14 protein-coding genes are annotated in these 14,036 nt (G+C 70.7%); 8 read left to right on the top strand and 6 right to left on the bottom strand.

Annotation, left to right across the window (positions count from 1 at the left end; genetic code table 11):
• Nucleotide 1 precedes the first annotated feature (1 nt).
• On the top strand, nt 2–565 hold the full coding sequence (locus tag I3V78_RS02225) for a DUF2378 family protein (RefSeq protein WP_204484667.1): 564 nt from the start codon (nt 2–4) through the stop codon (nt 563–565).
• Nucleotides 566–601: 36 nt separating this feature from the next.
• On the opposite strand, the gene I3V78_RS02220 is transcribed toward I3V78_RS02225, so the two are convergent.
• The 5 genes from I3V78_RS02220 to I3V78_RS02200 form a co-directional block, all read right to left on the bottom strand.
• Nucleotides 602–1,309, bottom strand: coding sequence for a 2OG-Fe(II) oxygenase (locus tag I3V78_RS02220; RefSeq protein WP_204484666.1), 708 nt, complete (start codon nt 1,307–1,309; stop codon nt 602–604).
• 119 nt (nt 1,310–1,428) lie between these two features.
• Nucleotides 1,429–2,595 (bottom strand): S8 family peptidase, encoded by a 1,167-nt coding sequence (locus I3V78_RS02215; RefSeq protein ID WP_239576256.1) that lies wholly within the window; start codon nt 2,593–2,595, stop codon nt 1,429–1,431.
• A gap of 202 nt (nt 2,596–2,797) precedes the next feature.
• Nucleotides 2,798–3,970: a S8 family peptidase gene (locus I3V78_RS02210; RefSeq protein ID WP_204484665.1), complete on the bottom strand. Its 1,173-nt coding sequence runs from the start codon at nt 3,968–3,970 to the stop codon at nt 2,798–2,800.
• Nucleotides 3,971–4,131: 161 nt separating this feature from the next.
• A complete protein-coding gene (locus I3V78_RS02205; RefSeq protein WP_204484664.1) occupies nt 4,132–4,596 on the bottom strand; it encodes an FKBP-type peptidyl-prolyl cis-trans isomerase in 465 nt (154 codons plus the stop codon).
• A gap of 12 nt (nt 4,597–4,608) precedes the next feature.
• Entirely contained in the window at nt 4,609–5,379 is a 771-nt protein-coding gene (locus I3V78_RS02200) for a hypothetical protein (protein WP_204484663.1), read from the bottom strand.
• A 175-nt stretch (nt 5,380–5,554) separates the two neighbouring features.
• Here I3V78_RS02200 and I3V78_RS02195 point away from each other — a divergent pair, with 175 nt between their 5' ends.
• From I3V78_RS02195 to I3V78_RS02165, 7 genes are all read left to right on the top strand, one after another.
• Nucleotides 5,555–6,808: a phospholipase D-like domain-containing protein gene (locus tag I3V78_RS02195; protein WP_204484662.1), complete on the top strand. Its 1,254-nt coding sequence runs from the start codon at nt 5,555–5,557 to the stop codon at nt 6,806–6,808.
• A gap of 183 nt (nt 6,809–6,991) precedes the next feature.
• Nucleotides 6,992–7,846, top strand: a complete 855-nt coding sequence (locus tag I3V78_RS02190) for a sterol desaturase family protein (RefSeq protein WP_204484661.1) — start codon at nt 6,992–6,994, stop codon at nt 7,844–7,846.
• A gap of 158 nt (nt 7,847–8,004) precedes the next feature.
• Nucleotides 8,005–8,553, top strand: coding sequence for a DUF2378 family protein (locus I3V78_RS02185; protein ID WP_204484660.1), 549 nt, complete (start codon nt 8,005–8,007; stop codon nt 8,551–8,553).
• A 128-nt stretch (nt 8,554–8,681) separates the two neighbouring features.
• Nucleotides 8,682–10,592, top strand: coding sequence for an ATP-binding protein (locus I3V78_RS02180; protein ID WP_204484659.1), 1,911 nt, complete (start codon nt 8,682–8,684; stop codon nt 10,590–10,592).
• Nucleotides 10,589–11,923, top strand: a complete 1,335-nt coding sequence (locus I3V78_RS02175; protein WP_204484658.1) for a hybrid sensor histidine kinase/response regulator — start codon at nt 10,589–10,591, stop codon at nt 11,921–11,923. Before I3V78_RS02180 ends, I3V78_RS02175 begins: the two co-directional genes overlap by 4 nt.
• Nucleotides 11,920–12,432, top strand: coding sequence for a GNAT family N-acetyltransferase (locus I3V78_RS02170; RefSeq protein ID WP_338023448.1), 513 nt, complete (start codon nt 11,920–11,922; stop codon nt 12,430–12,432). The genes I3V78_RS02175 and I3V78_RS02170 overlap by 4 nt, the downstream gene beginning before the upstream one ends.
• Nucleotides 12,433–12,615: 183 nt before the next feature.
• Nucleotides 12,616–13,332, top strand: a complete 717-nt coding sequence (locus I3V78_RS02165) for a PhoD-like phosphatase N-terminal domain-containing protein (RefSeq protein ID WP_204484657.1) — start codon at nt 12,616–12,618, stop codon at nt 13,330–13,332.
• Here I3V78_RS02165 and I3V78_RS02160 read toward each other — a convergent pair.
• On the bottom strand, nt 13,257–14,036 hold the full coding sequence (locus tag I3V78_RS02160; RefSeq protein ID WP_204484656.1) for a transmembrane-type terpene cyclase: 780 nt from the start codon (nt 14,034–14,036) through the stop codon (nt 13,257–13,259). The genes I3V78_RS02165 and I3V78_RS02160 overlap by 76 nt on opposite strands.

Below are 14,036 nucleotides of genomic sequence, written 5' to 3'. Positions count from 1 at the left end.
CATGTCGGACACGCCGCTCATCTTCCACCACACCATCCAGGGCTTCTTCTCGCGCGCCTTTCCGGGCGGGGTGCCCCCCGGGCTCAAGGCGCAGCTGCGCACCGCGGGCGTGGACCTGGACAAGCCCCTGCTGCCCGCCTACCCGATGGAGACGTGGAGCCGGTGCATCGAGCTGAGCGCGCCCTTCGCCTTCCCGGACGACATGCCCCAGGAGGCGTGGCGCCGGTTGGGCGAGCGGATGATCGACGGCTACCAGGAGACGATGATCGGCCGCGCCATGTTCGCCACGCTCAAGCTGCTCGGGCCCCGACGCATGCTCCAGCGCAGCCGGAAGAACTTCCGCTCGGGCAACAACTACACGGACGTGGTGCTCTCGGACGTGTCGCCCACGGAGATGGACCTGTGGTTCAACGAGACGCACGAGGTGTTGCGCCACTTCGTGGCCGGCATCGTGCTCGCGGGCATGCGCGTGGGCGGCGCCGAGGCGCCCCACGTGGACGTGCTGCGCACGGACGCGCGGGGCGTCACCTACCGCGCCTCCTGGGCCTCGTCCCCCAAGGCCTGAGCGGCCCGCGCCTCACGCCCGGGCCTTCACGCCCGCTCAGGGGGGCGGCCGGCCGCCGTAGAGCGTCTCCGCGCGCTGGAAGAGCACCCAGGAGGTGATGATGTACTTGTCCCCCGAGCGCGGCACGTTGCCCCGGTGGGTGTGGGTGAAGCCCGAGGGGAAGATGACCATGCGGCCCGCCTTCGAGGCGACCTTCTTCTCCTGGTAGAAGAACTCCGTCTCGCCGCCCTCGGCCACGTCGTTGAGGTAGAACTGGAAGGCGAGCACGCGGTGCAGGGGCTCGCAGCTCGCGTCCTTGGGGAACACCTCCGAGTGCCAGTGCGGGTAGCCCCCCGAGCCCTTCACGTAGCGCTGCACCTGCAGGTTGCCGTAGCGGTAGAGAAAGCCCACGAGCTGGTTGAAGTTCGGCTCGCCCAGCTCATCGAAGTTCTCCCGCGTGAGCGTCACGAGCTGCCCCGTCTTGGGGTGCTTCACCGACAGGGAGACCGCGCCCACCAAGAGGTAGAGGTAGCGGCGCAGGTAGGCCTTGAGCGGCGGGAAGGCATGGTCGAGCAGCCGGCGCACCAGGTCCTGGTACTCGGCATGCGGGTTGAGCAGCAGGTCGTGGCTGTCCTTCTTGCTCACGTCCACGCCGCCCCCGGTCTGGCCCCGGGTGACGTGGGGGCTCTTGGCGAAGACCTGGAGCACTTCCTGGCACAGCGCGGGCGGCAGCGCGCCGTCGTGCACGTCGATGAAATCGGTCATGGCTGGGCGGGGAGTGTACCCCCAAACGAAGAAACCCCGGGCGCCCTGGCGCCACGCGGGTGGCCAGGATGCCCGGGGTGTCCGTCACGCCCCCTCGAGAAGGGGGCGCGCGGGCGGGATTACAGCGTGCCCTTGTAGAGCAGCTTGTTGACGGTGCCCGAGGGGTTGCCCGTCACGGCGTTGTTGATGGCGTTGTTCTTCATCCACGCGTCGATGGTGGCCTGGGACGCATCGCCGTAGGTCGCCTTGTAGAGGGCGGCCACGCCGGCCACGTGCGGGGACGCCATGGACGTGCCGCTGATGGTGTTGGTGCCACCGTTGTTCCAGGTGGAGGTGATGCTGCTGCCCGGGGCGTAGATGTCCACGCAGCTGCCGTAGTTGGAGTAGCTGGCGCGCGCGGTGGTGCTGGTGGTGGCGCCCACCGTGGTGACGGCCGGGGCGCTGGCGGGCGAGTAGTTGCAGGCGTTGCCGTTGTCGTTGCCCGCGGCCACGGCGACGAACACGCCGGCGTTGGCCAGGTTGGTCACCGCGGTATTGATGGCGGACGAGGCGCCGCCGCCCAGGCTCATGTTGGCCACGGCCGGCTTCTTGTGGTTCACGCGCACCCAGTCGATGCCGGCGATGACGCCCGAGTTGGTGCCCGAGCCGTCGCAGCCCAGCACGCGCACGCCGTACAGGCGCACCGCCTTGGCCACACCGTAGGTGGCGCTGCCCACCGTGCCCGCCACGTGCGTGCCGTGACCGTTGCAGTCCTTGCCGTCGCCGCCCGTCGCGTCATAGGCGATGGAGGCGCGCCCACCGAAGTCCGAGTGGGCCGTGTAGAGGCCCGTGTCGATGATGTAGGCGTGCACCGTGGAGGCGGTGGCGGTGTAGGTGTAGGTCTTGCTGAGGGTGTTGGAGGTCTGGTCGATGCGGTCGATGCCCCACGTCGCGTTGGACTGGGTGGCCGACTGGAGGGCGAACTGGTCCTCTTCCACGAACTCGACGTTCTTGTTCTGGCGCAGCTTGAGCAGCTGGGCCTCGTCGAGCGTCACCGAGAAGCCGTTGAGGGCGTTCTCGTACATGTGGCCGGGGGACACGCCGAGGCTGGCCGCCACGTCGCGCGCCTTCGCGCCGTCCTTGATCTTGACGATGTAGTCGCCCTGGATGCCCATGCCGGGCGCGGCCTGGTGCAGCGGCGCCAGGCTCTGGCCCAGCTCCTCCTGCTGCATGTCCATCTCGTTTCCACCGCAAGCAGCCAGGGACAGCACGGACCCGATGAACAGCACGTTTCGCACAGCGCGCATGGGGGCTTCCTTCCAGGGGAGAGTACGCAGGGAGACAGCGCTCACCGAAGTGAACGGCGCCTGACATAGCAAAACCCGGAAAGAAGAATCAATGGGCTTTTATAGATTCCTAAGAATTTAGAGCTGGTCTGTAAAATCCCGGATAGGCTGGATAGAGGGGGCGGCTCCCGGCCGGTGGGGCGCCGGGAGCCGGGGCGGCGGCCTACAGGGTCTTCTTGTTGAGCAGCTTGTTGACGGTGCCCGAGGGGTTGCCCGTCACGACGTTGTTGGTGGCGTTGTTCTTGAGCCACGTGTCGATGGTGGCCTGGGACGCATCGCCGTAGGTCGCCTTGTAGAGGGCGGCCACGCCGGCCACGTGCGGGGACGCCATGGACGTGCCGCTGATGCTGCTGGTGCGGCTGCCGATCCAGGCGGAGGTGATGCTGCTGCCCGGGGCGTAGATGTCCACGCAGCTGCCGTAGTTGGAGTAGCTGGCGCGGGCGGTGGTGCTGGTGGTGGCGCCCACCGTGGTGACGATGGGGGCGCTGGCGGGCGAGTAGTTGCAGGCGTTGCCGTTGTCGTTGCCCGCGGCCACGGCGACGAACACGCCGGCGTTGGCCAGGCTGGTCACCGCGGTGTTGATGGTCGAGGAGTAGCCGCCTCCGAGGCTCATGTTGGCCACGGCCGGCTTCTTGTGGTTGGTGCGCACCCAGTTGATGCCGGCGATGACGCCCGAGTTGCTGCCCGAGCCGTCGCAGCCCAGCACGCGCACGCCGTACAGGCGCACCGCCTTGGCCACGCCGTAGGTGGTGCCGCCCACCGTGCCCGCCACGTGCGTGCCGTGGCCGTTGCAGTCCTGGCCGTTGCCGCCCGTCGCGTCATAGCCGATGGAGGCGCGCCCCCCGAAGTCCGGGTGGTTGCTCTGGATGCCCGTGTCGATGATGTAGGCGTGCACGTTGGCCGCCGTGGTGTTGTACGTGTAGGTCTTGTTGAGGGTGTTGGAGGTCTGGTCGATGCGGTCCAGGCCCCACGTCGCGTTGGACTGGGTGGCCGACTGGAGGGCGAACTGGTCCTCCTCCACGAACTCCACGCCCGGGGTCTGGCGCAGCTGGAGCAGCTGGGCCTCGTTGAGCGTCACCGAGAAGCCGTTGAGCACCGACGGGTCGTACATGTGCCCGGGGGACACGCCGACGCGGGCCAGCACGTCCTGGGCCGTGGCGCCCTCCTTCACCTTGACGATGTAGTCGCCCTGGATGCCCATGCCGGGCGCGGCCTGGTGCAGCGGCGCCAGGTTCTGGCCCAGCTCGTCCTGCGCCCGCGAGTCCAGCTCGTTTCCACCGCAAGCAGCCAGGGACAGCACCGAACCGAGGAACAACGCATTCCGCACAGCGCGCATGGGGCTTCCTTCCAGGTGATGACGCAGGGTGTCGACGTTCACGGGGACGCGAACGTTTGAACACATACCTTGCCCTGGAAGGTTCTTACAAGTTGGAAAACAAAGTATTTGGGTAATCGCGAAGTTCTCCGCGAGAGCGGTAGAAGTTTGAGTTCTAACTTCTATCGCGCGGAGACGAGTTCCACGTCGAAGACGAGGACGGCGTCCGGGGGGATGGAGCCCTGGCCGGAGGAGCCGTAGCCCAGGTCCGAGGGGAGGATGAGCCGGCGCTTGCCGCCCACGCGCATGCCCACGAGGCCCTCGTCCCACCCCTTGATGACGCTGCCGCGGCCCAGGATGAAGGTGTAGGTGCGGCCCCGGGAGCGGCTGCTGTCGAAGAGGGTGCCGTCGGGCAGCCAGCCCGAGTAGTGGACCTCGAGGGAGCGGCCGTCGACGGCCTCGACGCCGGTGCCCACCGTCTGGTCCAGCGTGTAGAGCCCCGAGTCGCTGCGGCGCATGGCGTCCAGGTCCACCCCCAGGGCGTCGGCGTAGGTGACCTTCGTGGGGTCTCCCGAGTCCGCCCCGCCACAGGCGGACACCAGGGCGAGCAGCAGACACAGGGAGGACAGCGGCGCGAAACGGCTCATGGACGGGACTCCTCAGGGCAGGGGACGCAGGGGGGGAGCGGCGCGGCCTCCCCCCGCCCATTGATACCCCAGGGTGGCCCCCGAGCCGATGACGCCCAGCGCCACGTACTTGCGAAACCCCTGCAGGGCCTCGCGGTTGCCCACGACCTCCTCCATCACCCCGTGCAGGGCCACGCCCAGCAGCGTGCCCACGGCCGCGCCGCCCAGGGCGCCGAGGAAGGCGCGCCCCCGGTGCTCGCTGCCCCCGAAGGCCAGCTCCCCGAGCCCCCAGGTGCCCAGGGCCGCCGCGGGGGGCGTGAGCACCAGGCCCGCCCCGAACGCCGCCACGTCCGGCTCCGTCCACCGGCCCCCCGCCGCCGCCGGTTGTATGAAGAGCAGCGCGCCAGGCAGGGAGCCCACCACCCCCCCCGCGACGGTCTCGGCCGTCGTCACCCACAGCCGCTCGCCCCCCAGCCGGCTCGCGCCGTAGACGCCGCCCAGGGGCAGGGCGGTGAACGCGCCATAGGCGGCCCATGCCCCCGGCGGCACGGGCGCGTTCTGAGGCGTCGGTGGCGACTCGTTGAGGGGCCGCCAACCGCGGGGCCGCTGCGCGGTGCGCTCCGGCTCCACCCGCTGGGTGGCGGCGCCCCCTCCCCCCAGGCCCAGGTCCACCTGGGAGGGCTCGCGCGTGGGCGCGTCGGTCTCGGCGCGTGCCCCGGCGGGCGCGAGCAGGCCCACGAGGGCCGCCGCGAGGGTGATGCGGATCATCGAGGGAGCGGCGGACGGTGGCGGGGCGCGGAACATGCTGACCCAGGGATGGGGAGGCGGGGGGCCCGCGTCCACCCATCGGGCGTCCCCCGGCGGCGGCGGCGGCCAGCAACGGACAGTGAGGGTCCTCGGGGACAGCACGGGTGTCGCCTGGCCGACGTGCGCCTCCGGCTCGGGGTCCAGTCCGGTTGGCCATGACTAGCTTCCCCCGGTGACGACGCGCTGGCTCCTTCCCTTGCTCACCCTGCTGCTCACGGGGTGCCCCCTGCCGAACCATCGGCTCGCGCTGCGCATCCGCGACGACATCCCCGAGACGCGCGAGGGCATGTCGCTCGCCTGGTACCAGACGGTGGGCGTGCCGCTCGAGCCGGGCAACGCGGTGGAGCTCGTGCACAACGGCCATGTCTTCGACAAGCTGGAGGAGCAGATCCGCGCCGCGCGCTCCAGCATCCACATCGTCGTCTATATCTGGCGCCCGGGAGACCCCTCGGACCGGCTCATCCAGGCCTTGCGCGAGCGCGCCCCGGGCGTCACCTGCCGCGTGCTGGTGGATCCGCTCGGCAGCCTGCGCTTCGCGGACAACGTGGGGCCGCACCTGGTGGCGGCCGGGTGCGAGGTGCGCATCTTCCGGCCCCTGGAGGGCACCATGTCCCAGCTCAACCTGGAGCGCTTCCAGGCGCGGCTGCACCGCAAGCTCGCCGTGTTCGACGGGGTGCGCGGCATGACGGGCGGCTGGGGCATCTGGAAGAGCTGGGTGGGCGGCGGGCGCAAGCCCGAGGAGTGGCGCGACGCCAACATCTACGTGCGCGGGCCCGCGGTGCGCGGCATGCAACTGGCCTTCGCGCAGAACTGGCAGGAGGCGGGGGGCGAGATGCTGCCGCCCGAGGCCTTCCCGGACGTCATCGACGCGCCGGGCGAGGCGCGCGCGGGCTTCGTCACCCACACGGGCGCGCCCGTGCTCACCAACGCCGAGCGCATGTCGCTCTTGGCCATCGCCTCGGCCAAGAAGCGGCTGTGGATCGCCAACTCGTACTTCATCCCCACGCGCGCCATCCAGGACATGCTCGTCGCCAAGGCGAAGGCGGGCGTGGACGTGCGCGTGCTCACGCCGGGGCGCCACCACGACATCCCCCCGGTGCACACCGGGCAGCGCGCCACCTACGACCGGCTGCTGGAGAACGGCGTGCGCATCTGGGAGTACCAGGTGTCCATGATGCACTCCAAGACGATGCTCGTGGATGACCGCCTGTCCATGGTGGGCTCGACGAACCTGGACGCGCTCGCCATCGGCGCCGACGAGGGCTCGCTCGTGGTGGACGACCCCGACATGGCCGCGCAGCTCGCGCACGCCTTCGAGGAAGACCTGGCGCACTCCACCGAGGTGCGCTGGGACTCGTGGCGCCGCCGCGGGCTCATCAAGCGCCTGAGCGAGCGCGTGACGATGCTCTTTGGCAGCTACCTCTAATCCCGTGAACTCCTGGTCGCTCGGGGAGCGGTGCGGCGGACGCCGGCTCGCCGAGTCGCGTCACGGGAGAGTTGGTGGATGGCTCGCGGCGGACCGCTTGTCCGGTTAAGCTGTCGCCCAACCGGATAGCGCGATGGCGGGGTGGGGTGGTCCTGGCATTCGCTGCTCCGCGGGAGGGCGGTAATGCAAGGCGCCATCGACGCACTCGTGAGCAGCTTGGAGATCTACCGGGAGGAGCGATTCCTGCTCGTCGGCGCCGCCTCGACGCTGCTGAGCATGACGTCGTTCCTCGTGTTCGCCCTGCCCTGGACGTGGGTGGCCTACAAGAATCCCGAGTCGCTCAAGAAGTACCGGGTGCAGGGCCGTGACTTCCCCATCCAGCGCTGGTTCTGGCCCTCGCTCGGGCGCTTCCTCGTCAACGGCACCCTGTCGTTCCTGTCGCTCGTGCTCGTCTGGCCCCTCATCCGCGACCTGCCGGGCATCCACGCGGGCGTGCTGCCGCCCTGGTACGTGATGGTGGCGCAGATCGCCTTCTTCATCGTCCTGGACGATTTCCTCTACTACTGGATGCACCGGACCCTGCACACGCGCTGGCTCTACAAGCACGTGCACGCGGTGCACCACCGCATCACCACGCCCTTCGCGCTCACGGGCAACTACATGCACTCGGTGGAGTTCGTGTTGACCTCCACGCTCGTGCTCATCGGCCCGTCGCTGGTGGGCGCGCACGTGGTGACGCTGTGGCTGTGGATCGTCTTCCGGCAGTTCGAGGCGGCCGACGGTCACTCGGGCTACGACGTGCCGTGGAACCCGGGCCTGCTGGTGCCCTTCTACAAGGGGCCCGCCTACCACGACTTCCACCACCGGCGCTTCTTCGGCAACTACGCGGGCTTCTTCGCCTACCTGGACAAGCTCTTCGGCGGCACCTACTCCAAGGGGTACGAGGAGTACCGCCGGGCCCACGCGCACCCGCCGCCCGCCGAGCCCGAGGCGTCCGCGACGGCCCCCTCCACCGCGGCCGTCCAGCCCGAGCCCTGAGTCCGCGGCCTATCGGGTGGTGAACACCGGGGCCCTTCCCGGTGGGGCCGAGTGTCCGACATCCACCCCTGGGGACGCGTGCCCGATGACGCGTCCTGGCATCCCCGCGCCGCGCGCCCTAGTCCTGGCTCCTTCGGGTTCTTCCCAGGGAGCGGGCGATGCAGCAGCGGCAATGGGTGTTCGAGCACACCGTGGAGGGCCTCTTCCGGGTCGCGCTCAATGGCCGGCTGTCGCCGCCGGCCACCCGGGCCCTGGAGCGCACCGGCATCGAGCTCACCCGGCCGCTCTTGCCCGTCTACCCCGTGGAGACGTGGTGGCGCGCCCTGGAGATCACCGTGGCGGACGTGTACCCGCGGCTGCCCGCCGACGAGGCCTGGCGGCGGCTGGGCCACGAGGTGCTCGAGGGGCTCCTGTACACGTGCATGGGCCGCTCCTTGCGCAGCGCCGCCGGGCAGCTCGGGCCGCTGGGCTTCCTGCGCCGCTTCAACACCACCCTGCGCAGCGCGGACAACTACGTGCACGCGCGGCTGGAGGAAGAGGCCCCCACGCGCTGCGCGGTGTGGATCAACGAGGTCATGGGGCAGCCGGCCTACTACCAGGGCCTCCTGGAGGCGAGCATCGCGCTGGCCGGCGGCCGGGCCGCCCGGGCCGGGCTGCTCGCCCAGGAGGGCCCCGCCGCCCGCTTCCACGTGCAGTGGGACGCCTGATACCCCCCGGGGGGTGAGCCGGGACTCAGGCGGCCGGGGGGGCTGGTTCTTCGGCTCTGCGAGGCTAGACGGGTTTGGGGCATACTCGCGCGCCTGGCGCGGGGGTGCGCCGCGAGCCCATGGCGAGCATGTCCACGACCCGGATGGAAGCGGTGGCAGGCGGCGAGGCCCAGGTGCCTCGGCGCCGCGGGGTCATGCCCGGGGGGCGGGTGGCCCGGCTGTTGCCCGTGTTGGACGCGCTGCTCCCCGAGCGGGTGCGCGCGGCGCCGACCGAGGAGCTGAGCCGGGGCCGGCTGCTGGTGGCGGCGCTGAGCCTTTTGCTCATGTGCGACGCGCTGTTCCTCGTCTCCTATGTGCCGCACACCGAGCAGCCCCTGCCCTTCATCGGCATTGGCGCGGTGTGCGCGCTGGGCTACGGGCTGGCGTTCGTGGTGCTGCACTGGCGGGGCTCGACGTGGCTGGCGTCCATCCTGCTGTGCGCGATGCTCACGGGGGGCTACCTGGCCACCGGGTTCAATACCCGGAGCGCGGCGATGGGGGCGCATGTCTTCTGCATGCTCATCCCCCTGGTGTCGGTGTACCTGCTGGGGCCGCGCCTGGGCCTGTTCTTCACGCTGCTGGTGAGCGTGGACGCGGCGCTCGCGCGGCCCCTGCTGCTGGGCCAGCCAGCGCTCACCTGGGGCCGCGAGTTCTCCACCGCCTTCTGCCTGTTGAGTGGCTGGGCGCTCACGTGTCTGCTCTTCCTCGCGCGTGACAACGCCAACCTCGCCCTGGAGCGCGCCCTGCGCTCGCTGCGCGAGCACGAGCGCAAGCTCACGAGCCTCCTGGAGAACACCGAGGACGTGGTGTGCTCGGTGGACGCCCAGGGCCGGCTCATCGCGGCCAACCCGGCGCTCGGGGCGCTGTACCGCGAGGTGCTGGGCCGCGAGCCCCGGCCGGGCGAGCCGCTCTTCCCGGAGGGCACCCCCGCGCGCCTCTTGCGCACCTGGAAGGTGTGCGCCAACCAGGTGCTCGCGGGCAAGCGCGTGCGCTTCGAGGCGTCCCCCTCGCTGCTCAAGCGGCCCCGGGTGCTGGACATCTCGGTCAACCCGGTGGTGGACCTGTCCGGTCAGGTGGTGGGCATGACCATCTTCGGCCGCGACATCACCGAGCGCAAGGCGGCCGAGACGCAATTGGGCGAGATGCACCGCTCGCTGGTGGAGGCCTCGCGCAAGGCGGGCATGGCGGAGATCGCCACCGGGGTGCTGCACAACGTGGGCAACGCGCTCAACAGCGTCAACGTGTCGGTGAACCTGATGTCCGAGCGGCTCAAGCACTCGCGGGTGCAGCCGGGGCTGGCGCGCGCCGCGTCGCTCCTGGGCACGAGCACCGCCGAGCTGTCCGCCTTCCTCGCCGAGGACGCCCGGGGCCGGCAGCTGCCCGACTACCTGCGCGCCTTGTCCGAGCAGCTGGGCCGCGAGCGCTCGGAGCTCCTGGATGAGGTGCGCACCCTGCTCACGAGCCTGGACCACATCAAGTCCGTGGTGAGCATGCAGCAGCAGCACGCGCGCTTCTCCGACGACGTGGTGGAGCGCCTGGACGTGACGGGGCTCCTGGATGACGCCCTGCGCCTGCAGGCGGTGGCGCTCGAGCGGGTGGGCATCGGCGTGCGGCGCGAGTACACCGAGGGGGACTTCGTGCGGGTGGACCGGCACAAGCTCTTGCAAATCCTCCTCAACTTCCTGAGCAACGCGCGCCACTCGCTCGTGGAGAGCGGCAGGGCGGACAAATTGATCACCATCCGCGTGCAGCGCGTGTCGGACGCTCGGCTGCGTATCGCGGTGGTGGATAATGGGATAGGCATCGCACCGGAGGATGCATCCCGCCTGTTCACCCAGGGTTTCACCACGAAGAAGGACGGCCACGGTTTTGGCCTCCACACCAGCGCGCTGGCGGCGGCGGAGATGGATGCGTCCCTCTCCTGCGCGAGCGAGGGCCGCGGCCAGGGCGCTACCTTCATCATTGAGCTGCCCGTCTCGGGCGAGGAGAGCAGGGTATGAGCGGGCCCAGCACAGCCAACCGCCGCATTCTGGTGGTGGACGACAACCAGGCCATCCACCAGGACTTCCGCAAGATTCTCTGCGCGCCGCCGGCCACCGCCGCGCTGGACGCCATGGAGGCGGCGCTCTTCGGAGGCGTGGCGGCCCCCAGCGCGGACGTGGGCTTCGAGGTGGACTCGGCGCACCAGGGCGAGGAGGGCGTGGCGCGCGTGAAGGCGGCCATGGCCGAGGGCCGGCCCTACGCGCTGGCCTTCGTGGACATCCGCATGCCGCCGGGCATCGACGGCGTGGAGACGGCCCTGCGCCTGTGGAAGGAGGACGAGGACCTGCAGGTGGTGCTCTGCTCGGCCTACTCCGACTACTCGTGGGAGGAGATGACCCAGCGGCTGGGCGTCAGCCAGCGCCTGCTCATCCTGCGCAAGCCCTTCGACAACATCGAGGTGCGCCAGCTCGCCCACGCGCTCACGGAGAAGTGGAGCCTGTTGCGCCAGAGCCACCGGCGCATGGAGGACCTCACGCGCGAGGTGGAGGCGTGGACCCAGGAGCTGGCGGTCGCCAATGACCGGCTGCGCAAGGAGATGGAGGACCGGGCGAAGCTGGAGGTCCGGCTCGTGCAGGCCCAGCGGCTCGAGGCGCTCGGGCGGCTCACCGCGGGGCTCGCGCACGAAATCAACAACCCCCTGAGCGTCATCATGGCCAGCGTGGGCTTCATGCGCTCGGAGCTGGAGGAGCACACCAAGGGCGGCCGCCCGCTCGACTCGGGGGAGCTCGGCGAGGTGTGCTCGGACGCGCTCATCGGCGCGGAGCGGATCCTCCGCATCGTGAACGACTTCCGGCTCTTCTCGCGCCTGGACGGCGAGCCGCAGAAGCAGGTGGACCTGCGCGAGGTGCTGGACCATGCCGTGTCCGGGGCGAGCTACAACCTGGGCCGGGCGCAGCTGGTGCGCGACTTCCAGGACGTGCCCACGGTGTGGGGCAGCGAGCAGGGCCTGGAGCAGGTGTTCATGGGCCTGCTCAACAACGCGGGCTACGCCACCAAGAATGGCGAGGAGCCGCGGGTGAGCATCATCGCGCGCCAGCGCGACGAGGGCTGGGTGATGGTGGAGGTGCGCGACAACGGGGTGGGCATCGCCCCCGAGCACCTCGGCCGCATCTTCGACCCCTTCTTCACCACCAAGCCCCCGGGCACGGGCACGGGCCTGGGCCTGTCCATCTGCTACGGCATCGTCTCGGGCCTGGGCGGCGCCATCGAGGTGGACAGCACGCCCGGCAAGGGCTCCACCTTCCGGGTGAAGCTGCCCCGGGGGCCCGAGCACACGGCGGCGATGTGAGCCTGTCCGCTCCGTCCGCCTGGCGCGTGCGTCCCGCCCGGCCCGAGGATGGCCCCGCGCTCGGGGCCATGGGCGCGGCGCTCATCCGGATGCACCACGCGCAGGACTCGCGGCGCTTCATGGCGCCCGGCGACGACGCCGAGTCCGGCTACCGGTGGTGGCTCACCAAGGAGCTCAAGCGCGCGGGCGCGGTGGTGCTGGTGGCCGAGCGCGACGGGGCCGTGCTGGGCTACGCCTACGGCACCGTGGAGGGCCGGGACTGGAACGCCCTGCGCGAGCCCCACGGCGAGTTCCATGACCTGTGGGTGCAGCCCGCGGCCCGGGGCACGGGCGTGGGCGCGGCGCTCGCCGAGGCGCTGATGCACGGCCTGCGCGAGCGGGGCGTGCCGCGGGTCATGTTGATGGCGGCGGTGGGCAACGGCTCCGCGCGGCGGCTCTTCGAGCGGCTGGGCTGGCGCCCCACCATGGTGGAGATGACGCGCGAGGCCCGGCCCGACGACGGCGGCTGATCGCCCGGTAGTGGATGCCTCGCGCGCGGGCGGTGGTGGGCAGCGGACACCCTGCCCCGCGGGGCAATCGGAGCGAGGGGACGCCCGCCCGTACGGTGGTTCTCCCCGGTCCCCTCCAGGACCGGGCCGCCGTGGAGGAGCGCCATGCCCCCAGTCCCGTCCCCAGCCCGAGTCTGCCCGCGCGTGCGTGCCCTGGACGCGGGGCCGGCGTACTTCCCCCAGGCGGTGGCCTCGGGGGAGCCGGGCGCCCACGAGGTGGTGTTGTGGACGCGGGTGGTGGATCCGCTCGAGCCCGGCGCGCGGCTGTCCGTGTCGCTCCAGGTGGCCCAGGACGCGGACTTCACGCGGTGCGTGGTGGACGTGACGGGGCTGGTGCCCTCGCCCGAGCGCGACCACACCCTCAAGGTCCGCGTGACGCGGCTGGAGCCCGGCACCTGCTACCACTACCGCTTCCTCGTGGAGCGGGACGGGCAGTGGCGCGGCTCGGCGTGTGGCCGCACGCGCACGGGCACCGTGTCGCCCCTGACGCGGCCCCTGCACTTCACGGTGGCCCGCTACCAGGACTTGCTCGGCGCGCGCGCCAGCCGGCTGGACGGGGACGAGCCGGAGTTCATCCTCTTCCTGGGGGACAGCCTGCGCGAGGCGGGGGAGGCCGGGGTGGCGGCGCCCTCGGCGGCGCCCTCGGTGTCGCGCTACCGCGCGTGGTGCCGCGCCTACCGCGCCCGCTCCGAGCCCCGGCGCTGGCACTCGGCCCTGCCCCTGCTGGTGCTGTGGGAGGAGGCGCGGTGCGAGCGGTGGCGCGCGGTGTGGCGCGCCCTGTGTGACTACCTGCCCGTGGACCCCTTCCACGAGGCGGTGTGCGTGGGCGGCCGGACGGCGCCGATCGCCCACGCGGCGTGAGCTCGCTCGGGGACGCGCGCGAGCACCTCCTTCATCACCAGCCGCAGGTAGAGCGCGTCGAACAGCAGGATGGACAGGCTCAGGAAGGTGAGGAAGTGCAGCCCTCCGAGCCAGCTCTGCGTCTGGCCAATCACCCAGTGACACTCGATGGACGTGCCCAGCGTGCCGAGCATCTTGCACCACGCGGCCGGCACGGACAGGCCGCGCCCGCCCTGCTGCCGCCGGGCGAAGTAGAAGAAGACGAAGGCGACGCTCATGACCAGGTTCACCATGAAGGCGCCCATCAGGCCCAACAGGTCATGGTACTGCACGTGGAAGGCATACAGGCCGAACACGGACAGCATCACCGTGCCGAGCACGATGGCGTGGAAGTGCTCGCGCAGCTCCGGCACCAGCTGCAGGGCGGGGCCGTAGCGCACCAACTGGTAGACGATGACCAGGTCCACGAAGAACCACACCCGATCGAAGAACAGCCACAGCGGCACGGGGTTGGGCAGCACCCACGAGGCCAGGAACTCCCAGGCCAGGTTCATGCAGATGGCGATGAGGGGCAGGCCATAGGACTTGTCCTGGAAGCACTGGCGGATGATGAAGCCATACGCCACCACCCACAGCACACACCCCAGCTCGCCCACGACGTTGAACCACGCGAGGGGATCAAACGCTCCACCGGGGAGCGTGTGCACCATCAGGGACGGGTGCAT

The sequence above is a fragment of the Archangium primigenium genome (assembly GCF_016904885.1).
Classification (GTDB): Bacteria; Myxococcota; Myxococcia; order Myxococcales; family Myxococcaceae; genus Cystobacter; species Cystobacter primigenius.
Note: the sequence above shows the minus strand (reverse complement) of the source record. Positions and strands in the feature narration are given on the sequence as shown.